Raw genomic sequence first — 19,370 nt, 5'->3', positions numbered from 1 at the left:
CTATGGATAAGATCAGACAGGCGGTTGCTCATTTCTTCGATCTGGAAAGCCAGTTGAAGGTAACCTACACCGCCCCGTCGCCGGAAGCGTACAACGCAACCCTGCAGTCCCTGAAGTCTTACCACCGCCACCCCGGTCTGCGGGCGGTTTACGCGTCCCGGACGGGCCCCTGGCCGGCCGAGCAGGCCGCCCGCTACGCCGCCCTGGCAACGGCCCCCATGCGCCGCCGCTGCTGTAAGATCAGCCGGTATCGGACCGCCGACTTCGGTGAACTATACGCCGTGTACGCCTCCTCCCCCTGGCTGGAGTCCTCCGAGCGGGTGGACTACCAGAAGTGCTTCTGGTGGACCGGGGGAGACGGGAGCGAGCCGGGGATACTGGCCGACTATACCTGGCCCTGGGGGGAAGAGCCCGTGAAGGAATGGTTCTTTCACAGCGGGGATGCCCGGATCACCTTCGCTGCCGTCGGATCGCCGGAAGAAATCGTGCGCCTGCTCCCCCCGACCAGCGACCCCGCGGCGGTCCGGGATTATCTCGCCGATAAATAATCGCCGTGCGTACCCCTACCCCCCACCCGGCCTGTCTACCTACCCTCCTCGAGTATCTCGAATCGCTGCTGCACGCCCGACTGATCGCCCGGTTTCAGCCCGAGCGGGAGCCGAAAGTCGTTCCCTTCCGGGTCCCCGACGATGGGTCGCCCCTGTCGGAATACCTTCTACAGACTACACTTTCCGTCCCCGAGCAGATCATCATCGTGCTTGCCCTCGTTCCGGAGGTGCGGCCGGGGATGCTCGACGCGTGCCTGGCACCCTACCTGTCGGCGGGAGTCGATCTGCCGGCATTCGGCGGCCTCCGCGGCAAGCAACACCGGGGCGTCCTGCCGACGGGAGAGACGGCCCTCTTTCTACTGGGTGGAGACAACCTGCCCCTTCAGTTGGCGCTGCGGGAGTTGCTCCTGCCCCACGGCACGCTACGTCAGCGACAGATCATCCAGCTTCTGCCGCCGCCGCCCGGTGAGCCACCACTAGCCGGACAACTCATCGCTAACCCCGAATTCGTCGAGCGCATGCTTACGGGCCGGACCGCGCTTCCCGACTTTTCTCCCGCATTTCCCGCCCAGCGCGTCGACACGACGCTCGACTGGCGGGACCTCGTGCTCCCCGACCGCACCCTGAAGGAGATCGGTTACCTGCGCAATTATCTGAACCACTACGAAACGCTGGCCGACGATCCGAAATACGGTCGGCACAACCGACGCGGATACCGGGCGCTCTTTCACGGCCCCCCCGGTACCGGTAAGACCCTGACCGCCGCTCTGCTGGGCAAATCGGTCGACCGGCCGGTCTTCCGGGTTGACCTGTCGATGGTCGTATCCAAGTGGATCGGCGAAACCGAAAAGAATCTCGCCGGACTCTTCCGGCGGGCGGAAAGCAAGGGCTGGATCCTCTTCTTCGATGAGGCCGATGCCCTGTTCAGCAAGCGTAGCGACGTGAAGGACAGTCGGGATAAGTACGCCAACCAGGAAACCAGCTTTCTTCTCCAGCGCGTCGAAAACTATGACGGTCTCTGCATTCTCGCCAGTAATTTCCGGCAGAATATGGACAAAGCATTCACCCGTCGTTTCGAATCGATCGTCGCCTTTTACTTGCCCGACGCGGCCGAGCGGTACCGCTTGTGGCGGAATATGCTGCCCGAACACCTCCCTCCGGGTCCGGAGGTCGACCTGACGGCCTTAGCCCACAAATACGAACTCACCGGCGCCAGCATCGCCAACGCCGTACGGCACTGCGTCTACCAAGCGGTAGCGGATAAAAAGGACGTACTGACCGCACCCTTACTGCACTCCGCCATTCAGCGGGAATACGAGAAGGAAGATCGCCTATTTCCCGCCCCCTAGCCCCGGCTCACGAAGCGGTGATCCTTCGACATCCCCTGCCCGTCGAATTCGAGCGCCAACTGTCGCAACTCGAAGTGATCGAAAAAGGTATCCCAGCTGATCTCCCGGTACTTGGCCTCCTTCCGATTCTCCGGCCAGATGATCGCCAGCGGTCGGCTGTCGTTTGCGGTGGTGGCTTCCTCGATGACGCCGGGTACGCCGTTGTGCTTCTTCGTCCAGTTCTTAATTGCTTCGTGATCGGTAGTCATGGGTTAGTCGGTTAGTCGGTTAGTCGGTTAGTCGGTTAGTCGGTTAGTCGGTTAGTCGGTTAGTCGGTTAGTCGGTTAGTCGGTTAGTCGGTTAGTCGGGCAAGCCATTTCGCGGCCTACAGGTTCACAAAACCCCCAACTTCCCTATTAAAAACTTCCCGACCAGGGACCACCGGGAGCGAGACTAACGAACTACCAGCGACCACCGGGAGCGGGACTAACGAACCACCAGCGAGCCCCGCGAGCGATACTAACGAACTACCAGCGACCACCGGGAGCGATACTAACGAACCACTAGCGACCACCGGGAGCGATACTAACGAACTACCAGCGACCACCGGGAGCGAGACTAACGAACCACTAGCGACCACCGGGAGCGAGACCACCCGCGAGCCCAAGCGAGCGACCATCAGCGAGCACAGCGAGCGATACTACCCGCGAGCCCAAGCGAGCGACCATCAGCGAGCACAGCGAGCGATACTACCGATCATACCCAAACCGCTTCAGCCACTGCTCGTCGTCCCGCCAGTCTTCGCGGATCTTCACGTGGGTTTCCAGGAATACGCGACGTCCCAGAAATTCCTCCATCCGCTTGCGGGCGTTCGTGCCGAGTTTCTTGATGCTGCTGCCCCCCTTTCCGATCAGGATAGGCTTCTGTGTTTTACGGCTTACGTAGATCACGGCACTGATACGCGCCAGCTCCTTACCGTCGTTGGTTTCGGTTTCCTCGAAGGTTTCGATTTCGATTTCGACGCTGTAGGGGATTTCCTGGTGGTACTGTTCCAGAATCTGTTCGCGCAAGATCTCGGCTACGAAGAAGCGTTCCGAGCGGTCGGTCAGCTGATCCTCGGGATAGTAGACCGGCCCTTCGGGTAGCGCGGATTTGATCGCCTCGAGCAAGTCGCCCACGCCTAGCCCGGACTGTGCCGAAATGCCGAAAATCCGCTGGGGTTTCACCCATTTTTTGAATTGCCGCTCGAGCTGGTTCACCCGATTTTCGTCCACCAGATCGAGCTTGTTAAAGATCAGGAAGAGGGGGGTGTCCATGCGTCGCAGCTTGCTCACCAGCAGGTCTTCCTCGGTGTATTCCTCCTGCGGGTCGACGAGGTAGAGCATCACGTCAGCGTCCTCGAAGGCGGAGTTGACGTAGCTGTTCATTTTTTCCTGCATCTTGTAGCTGGCTTCCTCGATGTAGCCGGGCGTGTCGCTGAAGACGATCTGGTAGTCCGGCTCGGTGAGGATACCGATGATGCGGTGGCGGGTCGTCTGGGGTTTGGCCGTAATGATGCTCATGCGCTCTCCCACGAGCGCGTTCATGAGGGTTGACTTGCCGGCGTTCGGCCGTCCGATGATGTTGACGAATCCACTTTTGTGCATGCGGCAAAGGTACGGGCGGGAACGCGGGCGCGACGTTTGCGTTAAAGAGCAATGCCCCCCGGTAGACGACCGAATACAACAATCGTCCCTTTGACACTGTACAGCTAAATCGTACGTTGTCCTCCGTAAACGAAAACCGAACACTTTGCAGGCTACCATTCTTACCATCGGCGACGAGATCCTTATCGGACAGGTTGTCGATACCAACGCCACCTACCTCGCCGCGGCCCTAAGCGAGGAGGGCATTACCGTGATCGAACACGTTTCCGTAGCCGATAGCCGACAGGGCATTATGGCGGGCCTCGACCGGGCGCTTCAGCAGTCGGATATTGTCCTCATGACCGGGGGTCTCGGCCCTACGAAGGACGATATCACTAAGCAGGTGCTGGCCGATTACTTCGGTGGCGAGCTGCGTCTTCACAATCCCACCTGGAAGCGATTGGTCAAGATCTATGGCCGCTACGGCCGGGAAGCCAACGAAACCCACCGCCATCAGTGCCGACTGCCCACCGGCGCCAAGGTCCTGGTCAACGAGCGGGGTACCGCCCCCGGCCTGTGGCTGGAAAAGGACGATCGGGTCGTCGTCTCCATGCCCGGCGTCCCCTACGAGATGATGTACCTGATGGAAAACGAAGTGATGCGCCGGCTCCGCAAGCGGAACCTCGACGCCGACCTGTTGCGCTCCGTCACCATTCTCACGGCCGGGGAAGGAGAAAGCACCATCGCCGAGCGCCTGGAGGAGATTGAGAACCGGCTGCCGGAAAATATGTCGCTGGCTTATCTCCCGAATCTCGGTACCGTCCGCCTACGGCTCAGTGCCCGTGGCAACGTAGAGGCCCTCCTGCAATCCCAACTTGATGAATACCGCAATCACATCGAGGGAGCGCTGGGTGACCTGGTCTATGGTTACGGCAAGGACGATCTGGCCTCCGTGATCGGGCGCATCCTGCAAGAAGCCAGTAAAACGGTAGCCACGGCCGAAAGCTGCACCGGAGGCAGCATCGGCAAGATGATCACGGCTCATCCGGATTCCAGCAAGCACTTTATCGGCGGCATAATCGCTTATTCCAACGACGTCAAGGAGTCCCAACTCGGCGTGCCCGCAGCTACCCTGGAAGCACACGGCGCCGTCAGTGAACCGACCATCATCGCCATGGCCGAGGGCGTGCGTGATCGCTTGCGGGCGGACTACGGCATCGCCACCTCCGGCATCGCCGGTCCCGGGGGCGGCACGCCCGAAAAACCCGTCGGCACCATCTGGATCGCCGTAGCCACCCCCGAGCGTACCGTAACCAAGTTGCTTCACTCCGGCAAGGATCGGGAACGCAACATTGAGTACACCACGCTGCAGGCCCTGAATCTGCTACGGCTCGTGCTCCTCGACAAGCCCACGCCCCCTCGCAAACCGGCCCCGAAAAAGGCTGCCGCGAAAAAACCCGCCCGAAGAAAACCGGCTCTCCGTAAGCCCAAACGGCCCGCGAAGTAACTGTAACGACGGCTTCAGCCGTAACGCTGTTCCCCATCCATGCAGCTACACGCGTAACGACGGCTTCAGCCGTAACGCTGACTCTCCCGCCGTGCATTCCTACGTGTAGCGACGGCTTCAGCCGTGACGCTGCTCCCCATCCATGCAGCTACACGTGTAACGACGGCATCAGCCGTGACGCTGCTCTCCCCTCCATGCAGCTCTCCATGTAGCGACGGCTTCAGCCGTAACGCTGCTCTTCCCTCCATGCAGCTCCACGTGTAGCGACGGCTTGAGCCGTCATGCTGACACTCCCCACCCATGCAGCTCCACGTGTAGCGATGGCTTCAGCCGTGACGCTGTTCCCCACCCATGCAGCTTCTACGTGTAGCGACGGCTTCAGCCGTGACGCTGCTCTTCCCTCCATGCAGCTACACGTGTAACGACGGCTTCAGCCGTGACGCTGACTCTCCCGCCGCACAGCTGGACGACTAAAGTCGTCGCTACACGGATGCCGGGATCAGGCCGCACCGAGAGAACCCAACATTTGCATATTTCAAACAAATGTTTTAAATATGCTGCCATAAAACCTCCCCCGTGCACGTTCTCTCCGATTTTCACACCAGTCGATTGCCTCACGTTACCCCGGTCGGTGGGACGTTCTTCGTCACGTTTCGGGTAAAGGACGCTCTTCCCCTACGTCTGATGCAGGGACTGCGCTTCTCCTACGAGCAGGTTTCAAGCTATCCGCCTCCAGCACCAGTCGTGTTCCATCTGGCAGAAGCAGGCGTACGCACGGGCTAGAAAGAAGTACTTTCTTCGGTACGATACGACTTTGGATCGGAGCAGGCGCAGCGGATGTTATTTTCGGGATCCGGTTGCTTGCCGGATCATGGCCGAACGGCTGCATGCGTTCGACAATGACTTGTATGAACTTAGGGCCTACTGCATCATGCCCAATCACGTCCACGTACTATTATCGATGGGCAATCAACTTACGGATGAGGACCATCGCCTTTTGACAATTCCGGAGCTTTCCCTCCGCTACCGCCCCCTGCACGAAGTTATGCGACGCATCAAGGGAGGTTCAGCCCGCTACCTGAACGAACACCTCGGAACAAAGGGTCCGTTCTGGCAGAAAGATAGCTACGACCACTATGTCCGGACGGCCAAATCGTATGACAATATTCTGTATTACATCCTGTATAATCCGGAGAAAGCAGGTTTGGTGAATAACTGGCGGTCGTACCCCTTTACCTACTACGTGTAGCGACGGCATGAGCCGTCCGGCACTGCGTGTAGGGACGGCTTGAGCCGTACGACTGTACGATTAGAGGAATAGCTTCTAACACTCTCACTCTCTACGATGGGAAAATTCGTGGAAGCAGCATGACGGCTCAAGCCGTCGCTACACGGGCACTAACTGTAGGGACAGCTTGAGCTGTCCGACTGTACGACGAAAGGAACAGCACCCAACGCCTTCAATGCCCCCGATGGGAGGATCCGCGTTAGCAGCATGACGGCTCAAGCCGTCGCTACACGGGACCCAACTGTAGGGACGGCTTGAGCCGTCCAGCTGTACGAGTGAAGGAATAGCTTCTAACACTCTCACTCTCTACGATGGGAAGATTGGTGGAAGCAGCATGACGGCTCAAGCCGTCGCTACACGGGACCCAACTGTAGGGACGGCTTGAGCCGTCCGACTGTACGACCAAAGGAATAGCTTCTAACACCCTCACTCTCTACGATGGGAAGATTGGTGGAAGCAGCATGACGGCTCAAGCCGTCGCTACACGGGACCCAACTGTAGGGACAGCTTGAGCCGTCCGACTGTACGACCAAAGGAGGTGCAAAGCTTAGCTGACCAACAAACTAACTGGCGGGTTTGCGGATTCAGCATGACGGCTCAAGCCGTCGCTACACGGGTTCGGACCGCAATGCTGATGGTCTGCAAGCAGCTCGACGGCTCAAGCCGTCGCTACACGGGCGTAAGTCGCATCTGCGGGTTAAATTTGCCCACCCTAACCAAATTACGGCCTGACCAGCCGCTCATAAAACCGTACGCCCCATGGCCCAAGTAGAGCTCGTAATGCCCAAGATGGGCGAAAGCATCATCGAAGCAACCATCCTCAATTGGGTCAAGCAGGTCGGTGATCGGGTAGAGGTAGACGATACGGTGCTCGAGATCGCCACCGACAAGGTCGACAGTGAAGTGCCCGCGCCGGTGGCCGGCACGATAAAGGAGATCAAGTACGAGGCGGATTCCACCGTTGCCGTCGGTGAGGTGATTGCCCTCATCGAGACGGAGGCCGGGGCGGAGGTAGCGGCCAGTCCCACCATTGCGCCACCCACGGCAGCCTCCGATAGCCCACCACAAACGACGGCTCCTTCCCCCGCCCCCACGGCTCCCGCGACCCCGCCCGCCCCCGAAAAAGCGGCAGCGACGGCAGAAAAGTCAGAAAACGGTCGTTTTTATTCACCGCTAGTCCGTACTATTGCGGACAAGGAGGGCATCAGCCAGGCTGAGCTCGACCAGATCCCCGGCACGGGCAACGGCGGCCGGGTAAACAAATCAGACATACAGGCTTACCTGAAGCGACGCGATAATCGCTTCATAACCGGTCCTGGCAAGGCTGCACCAACGGCTGGTACCCACGCGACAACCCTTCCCCCCCGCCCCCCTGTCGCACCAGCCGGCGGCCTTGCCTCCGGTTCTTCCGAAATCATCGAGATGGGCCGCATGCGCAAGCTCATCGCGGACCACATGGTCAACTCGAAGCGCACCAGCCCCCACGTTACCAGCTTTATCGAAGTCGACGTCACGGACATCGTCAACTGGCGGGAGAGCATCAAACGCGATTTCCAGCAGAAGTACGGGGAAAAGATTACCTACACGCCAATCTTCATTGAAGCCGTCGCCAAGGCCATCAAGGATTTTCCCCTGGTGAACGTCTCCGTCGACGGTGATCGCATCATCAAAAAGCACGACATCAACATCGGTATGGCCGCCGCCCTGCCGACCGGAAACCTGATCGTACCGGTGATCCGCAACGCCGACCAGTTGAATCTGCTCGGACTCAGCCGCCAGGTAAACGACCTCGCCGGCCGCGCCCGTGCCAACAAGCTCAAACCCGAAGAGATCCAGGACGGCACCTTCACGGTGACCAACGTCGGCACCTTCGGCAACGTGATGGGTACTCCCATCATCAACCAGCCGCAGGTAGCGATCCTGGCCGTCGGGGCCATCCGGAAAAAGCCGGCCGTGGTCGAGACGGAATACGGCGACCTGATCGCCATCCGCCAAATGATGTACATGAGCCTGAGCTACGACCACCGGGTGGTCGACGGCTTCCTGGGTGGATCTTTTCTGCGGCGAATCGGCGATTACCTGGAAGCCTTCGATCCCCAACGAAGCGACGTGTAGCGAACCTTTTACCCACCGCAGCGCTTCGTGGGAGGAACGTAATCGCATGAGTACCCTATCTTTTTTCCTTGAGGGCCTACGTAATATCGGCACTACGGGCACCATCACCCGCAGCGGTACCGCCCTGTGTCAGGCGGCCATCGACCGCATCGACTTCACCACCGCCCGCACCATCGTCGAGCTAGGAGCCGGAGACGGCGTCATTACCCGCCACATCCTCGAACGCCTCCACCCCGAGGGGAAAGTGATCGCCTTCGAAGTGAGCGAAGACCTCTGCGACGACATGCGCGCCATTGGCGACCCCCGCCTCGTGGTCGCCCAGGACAGTGCCGAAAACATTCGCGCCTGGCTCGACCGGATCGGAGCGGGTCAGGCCGACCACATCATCTCCGCCATCCCCTTCGCGGCGCTCCCCCCCGACGTGGGTCAGCGGATCGTTACTGCCGCCCGCGAGAACCTCCGCCCCGGAGGATGTTACAACCAGGTGCACTACAGCCTGAAAACGAAGAGCTACTACGAACGCGCATTCGGTCGGGTCGACGCCCGACGTGTCTACCGCAATCTACCCCCCGCCTGGGTGCTTTATTGCCGTAAAGAGGGTTAATTGCGGACGAACGAGGATTCGGGGAGGTGAATCCGGCGTTTGTGCAGCATCTTTCCCCACCGATTTCCGCACACTATGTACCGATTACTATTCTTCCTTCCGTTGCTGGCAGCCTGCTCGGACCAGCGAGATGTACGGAATTTCTACTTCCCGGTTCGCGAGCTTACCGACGGGCTGGTGTACGAATACACGAATAAGGGTACGTTGACGGACGAGCCGTCGGACTTTTGGTACTTTCTCGGCATCGACCGTGATACCGCACTGTACCTCAGCTCCACCCACTACGCCGACGGTATGTCGCCCGATCAGGTCGTGCGGGAACGGATCACCAACGACGGCGTGCAGTTGGAACAGCTCATACTCTACCCCCGCCTCGTTACCGGGCAGCCGCAACGCGTTGATGCTCAGATCCTCTACGGCCGCAGCTTTCCCTTCTACACCGACGACGGGCGGGCGACCGGCTACCGAATCGCCTTTATTCCACCGGACAATCCGGATGCCGTCAATTACATTTCCCTGAACCGCCGCTTCCGGGGCGATACGACCCTGACCGTGATGGGAGAATCGCGCCCGGCCCTCCTGTTCGATCTGGAGGGGGAAGTCAGTCAGCGCGATCCGACGCTCGGCGACATCAGCCCGACTTACACCGGTTACGAGATCTACGCCGAAGGACTTGGCCTCGTCGAATACCACCGTGACCTCGGGGCCGGGGGCGTGATGGCCGGAAAACTGGTGCGGCGCATTCCGATGGCGGACTATGCGGGTAAGTTCGAGCGCTAGGTATAGCGTTCCAACCGACGGTCCATAATACTGAACCAGAGAGGGGGAACCAAGGCGAGCAACATACTGCCCGGGTAGCCGGTGGGTAGTTGGGGACTTTCCTCAAACCGCCGCAACGTCTGGTACTTCCGGGTTGATTTGTAGTGGTGGTCGCTGTGCCGGGTCAGTTCGTAGAGCACGATACGCCCGAGTTCGTGGTCGCTGTTCCAGCTGTGCACGGGTCGCACCGGTTCGTAGTACCCCCGCTCGTTCCGATGCCGTAGCAATCCGTAGTGCTCCAGGTAGTTCACGGTCTCCAGCATCAGGAAACCGAACACTCCCGCCCCGACGGCCAGGGCCAATCCCGACCAGCCGAATCCCACGGCGACGGTCGCCAGGTAAAGCAATTGTACGATCGTAAAGCGGCGCATCATCGCCCGGTCTAGTCGCCAGGCACTGAGGTAACCGCCCACGACGCTACGCACCCAAAAAGCATAGAGGCTCTCTCCGCGCCGACTGGTGGCGGGATCCCGGGGAGTAGCAACGTGCTTGTGGTGTCCGCGATTATGCTCAATGTAAAAGTGGAGGTACAGTCCGGTGAGCAATAATGCCTGGGCGATCCAGCGCTCGAAGGGTCGGCTGCGGTGCCCCAGTTCGTGACCGACGTTGATGCCCGTCGTGCCGATCAGGAGCCCGACGTTACCCACCATGCCCGCCGTTTCCCAGGCGGAAAGGTCGCGCGTAGTAGCCGTGAACAAGAAGTAGGCGATGATGCCATACAGGACGGGCAGGTTGAGGTAAAGCAACCAGTCGAAAAAGGGGTTGGCCGCGCGTACCGTTTCCGTAGCGGGCGCGGGATTGCCGGTACGGGCGGGCAGGACCAGCTCCAGCAGGGGGAGGAGCAAAAAGGCAACGTACAGACTACCCGGAGACCAGACCCCACCGAAGTGCACCCCGAGAAAGCCCGCCAGTGGAATGACGTAGGCCAGTAGGTACTTGTAATCTCTCCACATGATCGTATGCGTTAGCGCGTCACCGCCTGATAAGTCGAAATCACGTTACATTCGCCTGCCCCCCCATCCACATGACCCAAACAGCGAATTTTCGCTAAATTTACGGCCAAAGTCCTACACCATGCAATTCCAACTGACCGAAGAACAGCTCGCCGTGCGTGAAGCCGCCCGCGATTTCGCCCAGCAAGTCTGTAAACCCGGCGTCATCGAGCGCGATTCCACTATGGCTTATCCGACCGAGCAGGTCCGGCAAATGGGCGAACTGGGCTTTATGGGTATGACGGTCAGTCCGGAATACGGGGGTAGCGGACTCGACAACATCAGTTACGTCCTGGCCCTGGAAGAGATCTCCAAGATCGACAACAGCTGCTCGGTCATTATGTCCGTCAACAACAGCCTCGTCTGCTACGGCCTGGAAACCTACGGCGCCGAGGAGCAGAAGCAGAAGTACCTGACCAAGCTCGCTACCGGAGAGTGGATCGGCAGTTTTTGTCTGAGCGAGCCCGAAGCCGGTTCTGATGCTACCCACCAGCGGACGACGGCCGAGGACAAGGGCGATCATTACCTCCTCAACGGTACCAAAAACTGGATCACCAGCGGGGGTACGAGCCAGGTGCACCTCGTCATTGCCCAGAGCAATCCCGACGCCGGCCACCGGGGCATCAACGCCTTCATCGTCGAGACGGGCTGGGACGGCGTCGAAATCGGTGCCAAGGAAGATAAGCTCGGCATTCGCAGTAGCGACACCCACACCATCATGTACAACAACGTGAAGGTGCCCAAGGAAAACCGTATCGGCGACGATGGCTTCGGCTTCAAGTTTGCCATGAAGACCCTCTCCGGCGGCCGCATCGGCATTGCCGCCCAGGCCCTCGGCATTGCCGGCGGTGCTTATGAACTTGCCGTCGCTTACAGCAAGGAACGCGAAGCCTTCGGTAAACCTATCTCCCACCACCAGGCCATTGCCTTCAAGCTCGCCGACATGGCTACCGACATCGAGGCGGCGAAGATGCTGGTCTACCGCGCCGCCTGGCTCAAGGACACCCACGGCAACTACGACCAGGCCGGGGCCATGGCTAAACTCTTCGCCAGCTCCGTCGCGATGAAGCATACGGTGGAAGCGGTACAGGTCCACGGGGGCTACGGCTTCGTCAAGGAGTACCACGTCGAACGCCTTATGCGGGACGCCAAAATCACCCAGATATATGAAGGCACGAGTGAGGTGCAGAAGATCGTGATCAGTAGGGGGCTGCTGAAGGGGGAGCTGTATGTGTAACCGGGGAGTAGTTTAAGGGGTTAGGCGGTTAGTCAATTAGTAGTTTAGTCGGGTATTTTAGTTAGTAGTTTAGGCGGTTAGGCGGTTAGTACTTTAGGCTTTTAGCTGGCAAGTCCTCAAGTGAGCCGTTTCACCTCCATAACTACAGCACCGCGAGCGCCCTAACCTCCTATTCCCTACCAGCGAGCACCCCAACGTACTAACAGCCTAAAGTACTAACAGCGAGCCCCGCGAGCGCCCTAACGCACTAAAATACTAACCGCCTACCAGCGAGCCCCGCGAGCGCCCTAACGCACTAAAATACTAACCACCTAACAGCGAGCCCCGCGAGCGCCTACTTCCCCAAATCCAATTCCCTCACCATTTCCAGGTACGTACGACTGAAGTCCGACAGCGAGGCGAAGTCGAGGTGACTCAGGCCGGGCCGGAGGCGCGGATATTCCCGGCGGTGATGCTCGACGATGTCGGTGATGGCGGCGCGGATGGCGCGGCGGGCGGGGCGGCCTTCCCGGTCCAGAAACTCCTGTCGGTAGCCAAGGCGGCGAAAATAATCGTCTTCGGTTATGCGATAGTACAGATGCAGCAGATCGCGGTCGGGCGGCGGAGTGGCGTAGTTGAACAGTGCGTATCCGGCGATGTAACCGGGGATGGCGCGCGCCACTTCGGGGTAGCCGTTGTCCTGGTACCAGTCCATATTGGGCAGCTCGTTAGCGATGAGGCTGCCGAGGCGGTCATGGCTAGCGGGCAGCGTGATGCCGAAGGTCGATTTACCGGCGTACAATTCCTCGGCGAAACTTTCCGGCGCGCGCAGCAGTAAGTGCTGGAGTTCGCCGAGCAGGCGGACATTCTTGTAGGTGACGGCCTGATCTTCCTCCCGGGCGAAGTACATCCGGTGCATACGCTCCAGCGCCTCCATGGTGTGTCCTTCGGGAATGAGCAGGTAGTCGAGGCGGTACACCAGATCGAGTAGGAGGTAGGCCACCGCGCCGGGTTGTTCCTCCGGATTGATGCGGCTGGACGCGAGGTAATCGATCACTCCCTGAATGCGCTCCCGTAGAAAGTCGAGTTTCAGTTGTTTTTCCGGGGCGGAGATCGGTTCCAGGTGGGTGACTTCCACCGGGCTCAGAATGCTTCCGAATTCCTCGAGAAGCAGATCGTCCTGCTTGTCGGCGCGCAGAGCCATTTCCTTGAGTGCGTGGTACAGTTTGTGCGGACTCGCATCGTGTACCGGGGTATCGAAAATAATGGTCAAGCAGTCCTCCTCGTCGAGCGCGAAGCGGCTGTACTTCAGCTCGTAGTTCATATCCGTAAGGCGGCGCAAGAGCTGCGCGTTCTCCTCTTCCAGCCGGGCGATCCGGGCCGTGGCGCGCAGTTGTTCCCGGTCAGCTACTCCGGTGACCCGCTTGCTTCCCTGGTAGAGTTCGAAGTACACCCTGTCCGCCTCCCGCTGCCACTTCACGTTGTCCTCCCGTTCATCGCGCAGGTAGGCCATGAAGGCGGTGCAGCTGTCGATAAAGTCACCCTCCTCGAAGGCATCCAGTGCCTGATCCCAGGCGGCGTAGTTTTCCCGCGATTTATGGGCATCGGTGTAGCGTCCGAAGCGGTGCTCCGGTTCCCCACCGGACCGGGGAGTGGCCTTCCGGCCGAAAAGATTATCCCAGATGCTCATCGGGGGTGAAAGATAGCGCAATACAAAGGTTTCGGCGGGGACGCGGGTGCAAAAGGGACAGCGGAGAGCCGTGTTTCGGGCTAAGCAGGTAACGGAAACAAATCCTATACCGTGCGACTGGCTGTTATAAGCCAAAGCTCGGTGCGTCGATCAAGGTTATGTACCGGGGGGGACCGCTTTTTCCCCTTGTTTCGTTGCTCCCGCGCGCCGCCGCCCGTACGGAACGCTTACCTTAGGGGGCAACGATACGCCCCGATATGCCGCTAAGAACGCGACCCTGGTTAATTCCCCTGTCTATCCTCCTGTGCTTACTCAGCACTGGGTTCCGGGGGCATGCGCAAACGCCCGCGAGACCCAACGTGCTCCTAATCTGCGTCGACGATCTGCGGCCCGAACTGAACAGCTTCGGCGTTCCCCACATTTCTTCCCCCCACATCGATGCCCTGGCCGCGAGCGGCGTATCCTTTCGCCGGCACTACGTCAACGCTCCAAGCTGCGGCCCCTCCCGCTATACCCTGCTGACCGGCCGTTACGGTCCCGCCGGGAACAACGCGCTCTTCCAACGTGCCAAGGATACCACCGGTGTCCCCCCGAGTATGCCGGAGTGGTTTCGCCGGCGCGGCTACGTAACCGTTTCTATCGGGAAAGTAAGCCACCACCCGGGCGGACGGGGAGGCCCCGACTGGAACGACGATGCCCAGCCCGAACTGCCCGGTGCCTGGGATCGCCACCTCATGCCCGTCGGCGAATGGCAACACCCGCGGGGCGCCATGCACGGACTGGCTCACGGCGAGATCCGCGAAGACGCGGCGGCCATGGATGTTTACCAGTCCGTTCCCGGCGATGACGACATCTACCCCGACGGCCGGATCACCGCGGAAGCCTTACGGCAACTAAGCACGCTTTCCGCCGACGGCGACCGTCCTTTTTTCCTCGCCGTCGGCCTACTCAAACCCCACTTGCCCTTCGGGGCCCCGGCCGCCTACCTGGACCACTACGCCGACGTCACCTTCCCGCCCATCCCCCACCCCGCCAAGCCGACCGGAAAGACCACGTGGCACGGTTCCGGAGAATTCAGGCGGTACCATAACTGGGGAAAAGACCCGAACAAAGATCCGGTCTTCGCCGAAGCCGTGCGTCGCCACTACGCCGCCTGCGTGAGTTACGCCGACGCTCAGGTAGGCAAATTGCTCGCCGAACTGAAGCGAAGCGGGGCGGACGCCAACACCATCGTCGTGCTGTGGGGAGATCACGGCTGGCATCTGGGCGAACACGCCATCTGGGGGAAGCACAGCCTGTTTGAGGAGTCCCTGCGGTCGCCGCTGATCGTACGCTACCCAGGCATGGAACAGGCGGGCGCGACCAGCCGGGCCGTAGTGGAAACCCTCGACATCTTTCCTACCCTTTGTGAGTTGACGGGCAGCGAGGCGCCCCCCTTCGCCCAGGGCACCTCCCTCCGTTATCTGCTGGAGGATTCCACGGCAACCGGCCATCCCGCCATTGCCTATACGGCGTCCGCCACCACCGTCCGTACCGATACTCACCGCCTGATCCTTCACGACGACGGTTTCGTGGAGCTGTACGATCACACCAGCCCGGCCGGCGAAACCGTCAACGTAGCCGACGACCATCCCGCCACCGTCGAATCGCTGCTGTCGATACTCCGCGCGGCTGACCTAGCAACCGCAAAGCGATAACTTATGGCCACCCCGCCCCCGTACGGTCATCCGGACCTGGAAGCCTTCTTCGACCCCGCCAAACCGTGGTCGGCCGAACTGAGTCGTCTGCGTGCTATCGTCCTCGCCAGCGGCCTGGACGAAACGTGGAAGTGGCGTACCCCCTGCTACACCGACGCAGACCGCAACGTCATTCTGCTCGGTCGCTTCAAGACAAACTGCACCCTGACCTTCTTCCGGGGCGCGGTCCTGAGCGATCCCCACGGCATCCTCCTGAAACCCGGAGCAAACACCCGGGTCCCCCGCCTCCTGCGCTTCACCGGTACCGAAGAGATTGACCGGCTCGCACCGATCCTGCGTGCTTACATTGAGGAGGCCATCGCGGCGGAGCGGGCGGACCTGAAGCCTGAGCGACGGTCCGCCAGTCCGGAATTACCCGCCGAACTCACCGCCCGTTTTACCGCCCAGCCCGCGCTGGAAAGGTCATTCGCCGCCCTCACGCCCGGGCGCCGGCGTGCTTACCTCCTGCACTTTTCCGGGGCGAAGCAGTCGGCGACGCGTACGGCCCGCATCGAGCGTTGTGCCCCCCGCATTCTTGCCGGGAAGGGCCTGAACGACTGCATTTGCGGACACTCCCGGCGAATGCCGACCTGCGACGGTTCGCATAAATACCACTAAACGGACTTACGTCTCGTCCACCGCGAAGAGCACGTTGCGGACTACCGACCGGGAATCGGCCGACCCTCCGAGCGATCCCGACAGTACGCCCACCGCGGCCAGAAAGATGACGAGCCGGAGGTGAGCCCCCGGAGTAGAACCATCCCGGTCGGACGTCCAGTTGTCCATGAGCGGATCGGGGAATACGAACACGACCACCCCGTACATCAGCAGGCCGAAAAGGAGAAACAGACAGCACAGCGTCAGTACCAGCGCCAGGTAGGTAGCTCCCGCGGTCACGACCGAGCTTTCGGAGATCTTGCCGTTGCGGGTACCCACGAGCTTGAAGGAGAAGGCCCGGTACAGTACGAAGGTCGCCGCGGCAAAGCTGGCACCGACGAACACCGCCAGCTGGCCGCGCGAGACGGAGGCGGCAAAGTCCCACGTCTCCCCGCCAAAGATGAGCAGGACGATCACCGACAGGGCCGTGGCGATCATGGTGGGCAACTTAGTGGCGATGCGTATGGGATTTGCCCGCAGGGCACCGCGCACGATGCGGGATAGGTTGGCCGCCGTTTGTCGCAGTACGAAGGAAAACCGATTCCCCTCCGAATAGCGGTCGTTAGCCTCTTCCGGCAGGTTGTCGGCCATACGGGCGAACTGTTCCTCGGTGAAATGATGCATCGCGTCGAGATCCTCCGGCACCCGAATGCGGGCCATATAGTTCGTGTTGTCGGGGTGGTAGGGAAGGTTCAGCAGGCGGCCGAAACTGTGCAACATGAGCGTACCGAGTCGGTCGGCGAGCAGCGCATGATCCTTGAGGTCTTCCGACCCGTAGTCCGCCAGCCGGCGCGTCGACAGGATGGCTACGTTGGTCAGTTGGGAGGGAAGTGCGAGCAGGTATGAGAGTGATGAAGCCGTGATTTCGACCTCCGTCACGATGAGCAAGAAAGCCAGCCGGCGCTCGGTCTTTTCGTTGATGCCGATCTGTACGAAGTCGAGGGCACGGTAACCTTCGCGATCCGGCGTCAGGTGGGGCCCCGCGAAGGTGAGGGATTGAATACGGAGCCGGGGCTCCCGGCGAAGCTCCCGGGTGAAGGTGTCGGTGGCCTGTTCGGTTAGTCGGCTCAGACCGCGGGCATCCTCGCCGCCCACGTCGACTTTCATAATTCCAACGGTGATGGTTCGGTCGGTCATGGAGCTATATTTGGGGGGCACGCGCCTCAGGAAAGTATGATACGGAGTATCGGGCGATATCTCCCGGACCAAACTTCCTTACTTTGACGCCCAAATCGACTCCTGGATGAAGCGCAGACAATTTCTTACCACTGCGGCCACGTTGGGCGCGTCCGTCTGCTTACCCGCAACGGTCCTGCCTATGCCCCCCACCCCCCGGTACAAAATGGGACTCCAGCTCTTCACCATCCGCGATGACATGGCGAAGGATCCCGTCGGCACCCTACGGGCCGTGAAGGCCATGGGCTACGAAGATTTCGAGGTGTACGGCTTCGACGAGGAGCAAGGAGCATTTTATGGTTACCCGGCCGCCGAGTTCCGGCGGGTGCTGGACGACCTGGACCTTACCGTATCCAGCGGTCACTTCGGCTTTGCGCCCTACCTGGACCGCCCCGCGGACGAGCTGGACCGCTTCGTCGACCATTGCATTACGGGTGCCCGGGCCCTGAATATGCGCTACGTCACCTGGCCCTGGATGGCCCCCGAGCAGCGCACTATGGAAACTTACCGCCGCCTACCCGGACTGCTCAACCGCATCGGGGAACGGGTCACCGCCGCCGGACTCGGGTTCGCCTACCACAACCACGGCTTCGAATTCGAGGAGCACGACGGTCAGCGGGGCTACGATCTTATCGTCAACGAGACGGACCCCGCCCTGGTCAAGCTGCAGATCGACATGTACTGGGTTATGCACGCCGGGGTCACCACGCCCCGCGAACTCGTCGCGGCGCAGCCGGGCCGCTACGTGATGTGGCACATCAAGGACATGCACCCCGTTTCCCGCGATTACACCGAACTCGGCAACGGCACCATCGACTACACCACCATCCTTCCCGATCCCGCACGGGCCGGTCTCGAATTTTACTACCTCGAGCAGGGCGGTAACTATACCTACACTCCCCTGCGCAGCGTAGCCGACAGCGCCGAGTTCTTCAAGCGCTACGTACAGCGCTTCCTGTAGCGTCGTGCATCAGCCGACCTGCTATTCTTAGCGCGCCCTACTCCGCCGCGAATTCCAGATACTCCGCGAAGAAGGGCAGCATATCCGTGGATACCCGTCCGCCCGGCGTGAAGATGTCGCTGGTGTGGGTACCGATATACTCCTCAGCAAAGTGGGCCACGCCGGCGTTCTCCAGTCGCTGGCTGAACATTTCGCACTGCCGCACGAAGCGGTCGCCGGCATTGCGGCCCCAGTCGAGCTTGATGGCGGTGAGCGACCGCAGGTTTTCGCGGTACGCATCGATCATGTGGACCGGCATCTCCGCGTACCACTTATCGAGTACGGCGGGGTCGACAACGAGCAGTCCATCCGCATCGTAGGCGAAGGGAATGTCGGCGTAGAAGGGTGGCTTGTTCGGGTTGGGTGACCAGGCGCGCCCGAAGGCCACGATCACCTTCGGGAAATAGGATTTCAGCAGCTCGTCCATCGTAGTGATGCCCGCCAATTCCCGGTAGGTATCGCTGTTCGGACCGTACTCGCCGACCACGGTCAGGGCGCCCGGACTCAGAGCGTATACGCTGCTGAATACGTCGGGGTGGCGCATGGCCAGTTTCAGGGCGCCGTAGCCCCCCATGCTGTGCCCGGTGACGCCGCGGCTCAGGCGGTCGGGGCGGGTCCGGTAGTTCGCGTCCATGTGCTTCACCAGGTCGTAGGCCAGGTAATCCTCGAGATTGCCGAAGCCGGAGTTGCTGTAGAAGCTGCCGTCGACCTGGGTTTTACTGTCGGACACGACCAGGATGAAGGGCGGAATCCGTTCCGCGGCAATGGCTTCGTCGAGGGTGGCGATCATCTCGACGGTGAGGGTATGATCGTTGAGAAAGCCGTGCAGATAGTAGATAACCGGGTAACGGACGGTGGAGGTGGCGTAGCCGGGCGGCAGGTAGACCGACATGGCCCGCGTGGTCGGCTCCCCGAAGGCGTTATCCAATCGCGGTGAGGAGAGGGAATCGATGGTTACCGTACCCCCACCGAACTGGGCCGGCAGCCAACCGGCGAGCAGGAGGAATGAAAACAGCCATAGGGAGCGGAGCATACCAGGTTTTTTCCGCAAGGTAACAACCGGACGGTA

At 60.6% G+C, this 19,370-nt stretch carries 17 protein-coding genes; 11 read left to right on the top strand and 6 right to left on the bottom strand.

The features are described 5' to 3' along the window. The first annotated feature begins 2 nt into the window (after positions 1–2). Together NMA52_RS01745 and NMA52_RS19030 are read left to right on the top strand one after the other, a co-directional pair. Entirely contained in the window at positions 3–548 is a 546-nt protein-coding gene (locus tag NMA52_RS01745; RefSeq protein WP_254825907.1) for a hypothetical protein, read from the top strand. A 5-nt stretch (positions 549–553) separates the two neighbouring features. Beyond that, positions 554–1,897 carry an AAA family ATPase gene (locus tag NMA52_RS19030; RefSeq protein ID WP_254825906.1) on the top strand — a complete coding sequence of 448 codons (1,344 nt, stop codon included), beginning with the start codon at positions 554–556 and terminating at the stop codon, positions 1,895–1,897. Here the strand turns inward: NMA52_RS19030 and NMA52_RS01735 are convergent. Both NMA52_RS01735 and era read right to left on the bottom strand, forming a co-directional pair. Continuing rightward, positions 1,894–2,145, bottom strand: coding sequence for a hypothetical protein (locus tag NMA52_RS01735; protein ID WP_254825905.1), 252 nt, complete (start codon positions 2,143–2,145; stop codon positions 1,894–1,896). The two genes, NMA52_RS19030 and NMA52_RS01735, sit on opposite strands and share 4 nt — an antisense overlap. A gap of 480 nt (positions 2,146–2,625) precedes the next feature. Further along, positions 2,626–3,522, bottom strand: coding sequence for a GTPase Era (era, locus tag NMA52_RS01730; protein WP_254825904.1), 897 nt, complete (start codon positions 3,520–3,522; stop codon positions 2,626–2,628). A gap of 145 nt (positions 3,523–3,667) precedes the next feature. Between era and NMA52_RS01725 the strand changes: the two genes are divergently transcribed. The 5 genes from NMA52_RS01725 (at position 3,668) to NMA52_RS01705 (ending at position 9,795) form a co-directional block, all read left to right on the top strand. Beyond that, positions 3,668–5,008: a competence/damage-inducible protein A gene (locus NMA52_RS01725; protein WP_254825903.1), complete on the top strand. Its 1,341-nt coding sequence runs from the start codon at positions 3,668–3,670 to the stop codon at positions 5,006–5,008. Positions 5,009–5,939: 931 nt separating this feature from the next. After that, positions 5,940–6,257 (top strand): transposase, encoded by a 318-nt coding sequence (locus NMA52_RS01720; protein WP_254825902.1) that lies wholly within the window; start codon positions 5,940–5,942, stop codon positions 6,255–6,257. Positions 6,258–7,055: 798 nt separating this feature from the next. Next, entirely contained in the window at positions 7,056–8,411 is a 1,356-nt protein-coding gene (locus NMA52_RS01715) for a dihydrolipoamide acetyltransferase family protein (RefSeq protein WP_254825901.1), read from the top strand. Between the two features lie 46 nt (positions 8,412–8,457). Beyond that, on the top strand, positions 8,458–9,015 hold the full coding sequence (locus tag NMA52_RS01710) for a class I SAM-dependent methyltransferase (RefSeq protein WP_254825900.1): 558 nt from the start codon (positions 8,458–8,460) through the stop codon (positions 9,013–9,015). Positions 9,016–9,090: 75 nt separating this feature from the next. Then, positions 9,091–9,795 carry a hypothetical protein gene (locus NMA52_RS01705; protein ID WP_254825899.1) on the top strand — a complete coding sequence of 235 codons (705 nt, stop codon included), beginning with the start codon at positions 9,091–9,093 and terminating at the stop codon, positions 9,793–9,795. On the opposite strand, the gene NMA52_RS01700 is transcribed toward NMA52_RS01705, so the two are convergent. Then, the gene (locus tag NMA52_RS01700) at positions 9,792–10,787 is read right to left on the bottom strand and encodes an alkane 1-monooxygenase (protein ID WP_254825898.1); all 996 of its coding nucleotides are present in this window, start codon (positions 10,785–10,787) and stop codon (positions 9,792–9,794) included. The two genes, NMA52_RS01705 and NMA52_RS01700, sit on opposite strands and share 4 nt — an antisense overlap. A 121-nt stretch (positions 10,788–10,908) precedes the next feature. On the opposite strand from NMA52_RS01700, the gene NMA52_RS01695 reads away from it, so the two are divergent. Further along, the gene (locus NMA52_RS01695; RefSeq protein ID WP_254825897.1) at positions 10,909–12,063 is read left to right on the top strand and encodes an acyl-CoA dehydrogenase family protein; all 1,155 of its coding nucleotides are present in this window, start codon (positions 10,909–10,911) and stop codon (positions 12,061–12,063) included. A gap of 334 nt (positions 12,064–12,397) precedes the next feature. On the opposite strand, the gene NMA52_RS01690 is transcribed toward NMA52_RS01695, so the two are convergent. After that, positions 12,398–13,753: a YbjN domain-containing protein gene (locus NMA52_RS01690; protein ID WP_254825896.1), complete on the bottom strand. Its 1,356-nt coding sequence runs from the start codon at positions 13,751–13,753 to the stop codon at positions 12,398–12,400. 338 nt (positions 13,754–14,091) lie between these two features. Between NMA52_RS01690 and NMA52_RS01685 the strand changes: the two genes are divergently transcribed. Next, positions 14,092–15,429, top strand: a complete 1,338-nt coding sequence (locus NMA52_RS01685) for a sulfatase-like hydrolase/transferase (protein WP_254825895.1) — start codon at positions 14,092–14,094, stop codon at positions 15,427–15,429. A 3-nt stretch (positions 15,430–15,432) separates the two neighbouring features. Beyond that, positions 15,433–16,086, top strand: a complete 654-nt coding sequence (locus NMA52_RS01680) for a DUF1801 domain-containing protein (RefSeq protein ID WP_254825894.1) — start codon at positions 15,433–15,435, stop codon at positions 16,084–16,086. 6 nt (positions 16,087–16,092) lie between these two features. Here the strand turns inward: NMA52_RS01680 and NMA52_RS01675 are convergent, their stop codons facing one another. Further along, positions 16,093–17,262 (bottom strand): hypothetical protein, encoded by a 1,170-nt coding sequence (locus NMA52_RS01675; protein WP_254825893.1) that lies wholly within the window; start codon positions 17,260–17,262, stop codon positions 16,093–16,095. Between the two features lie 181 nt (positions 17,263–17,443). On the opposite strand from NMA52_RS01675, the gene NMA52_RS01670 reads away from it, so the two are divergent. Beyond that, entirely contained in the window at positions 17,444–18,262 is an 819-nt protein-coding gene (locus tag NMA52_RS01670) for a sugar phosphate isomerase/epimerase (RefSeq protein ID WP_254825892.1), read from the top strand. Positions 18,263–18,299: 37 nt separating this feature from the next. Here the strand turns inward: NMA52_RS01670 and NMA52_RS01665 are convergent, their stop codons facing one another. Next, complete coding sequence (locus NMA52_RS01665) at positions 18,300–19,334, bottom strand: alpha/beta hydrolase family protein (protein ID WP_254825891.1); 1,035 nt, start codon at positions 19,332–19,334, stop codon at positions 18,300–18,302. Positions 19,335–19,370 lie beyond the last annotated feature (36 nt).

The sequence above is a fragment of the Lewinella sp. JB7 genome (assembly GCF_024297185.1).
Taxonomy (GTDB): Bacteria; Bacteroidota; Bacteroidia; order Chitinophagales; family Saprospiraceae; genus Neolewinella.
This window is presented reverse-complemented; position numbering and strand designations above follow the sequence as displayed.

What these genes read in the sequence shown, in the direction of transcription:
- NMA52_RS01695 (WP_254825897.1), top strand. Translation starts at nt 10,909, where the DNA reads ATGCAATTCCAACTGACCGAAGAACAGCTCGCCGTGCGTGAAGCCGCC.
- NMA52_RS01680 (WP_254825894.1), top strand. Translation starts at nt 15,433, where the DNA reads ATGGCCACCCCGCCCCCGTACGGTCATCCGGACCTGGAAGCCTTCTTC.
- NMA52_RS01665 (WP_254825891.1), bottom strand. Translation starts at nt 19,334, where the DNA reads ATGCTCCGCTCCCTATGGCTGTTTTCATTCCTCCTGCTCGCCGGTTGG.
- NMA52_RS01745 (WP_254825907.1), top strand. Translation starts at nt 3, where the DNA reads ATGGATAAGATCAGACAGGCGGTTGCTCATTTCTTCGATCTGGAAAGC.
- era (WP_254825904.1), bottom strand. Translation starts at nt 3,522, where the DNA reads ATGCACAAAAGTGGATTCGTCAACATCATCGGACGGCCGAACGCCGGC.
- NMA52_RS01675 (WP_254825893.1), bottom strand. Translation starts at nt 17,262, where the DNA reads ATGACCGACCGAACCATCACCGTTGGAATTATGAAAGTCGACGTGGGC.
- NMA52_RS01715 (WP_254825901.1), top strand. Translation starts at nt 7,056, where the DNA reads ATGGCCCAAGTAGAGCTCGTAATGCCCAAGATGGGCGAAAGCATCATC.
- NMA52_RS01710 (WP_254825900.1), top strand. Translation starts at nt 8,458, where the DNA reads ATGAGTACCCTATCTTTTTTCCTTGAGGGCCTACGTAATATCGGCACT.
- NMA52_RS01670 (WP_254825892.1), top strand. Translation starts at nt 17,444, where the DNA reads ATGCCCCCCACCCCCCGGTACAAAATGGGACTCCAGCTCTTCACCATC.
- NMA52_RS01700 (WP_254825898.1), bottom strand. Translation starts at nt 10,787, where the DNA reads ATGTGGAGAGATTACAAGTACCTACTGGCCTACGTCATTCCACTGGCG.
- NMA52_RS01705 (WP_254825899.1), top strand. Translation starts at nt 9,091, where the DNA reads ATGTACCGATTACTATTCTTCCTTCCGTTGCTGGCAGCCTGCTCGGAC.
- NMA52_RS01720 (WP_254825902.1), top strand. Translation starts at nt 5,940, where the DNA reads ATGCCCAATCACGTCCACGTACTATTATCGATGGGCAATCAACTTACG.
- NMA52_RS01735 (WP_254825905.1), bottom strand. Translation starts at nt 2,145, where the DNA reads ATGACTACCGATCACGAAGCAATTAAGAACTGGACGAAGAAGCACAAC.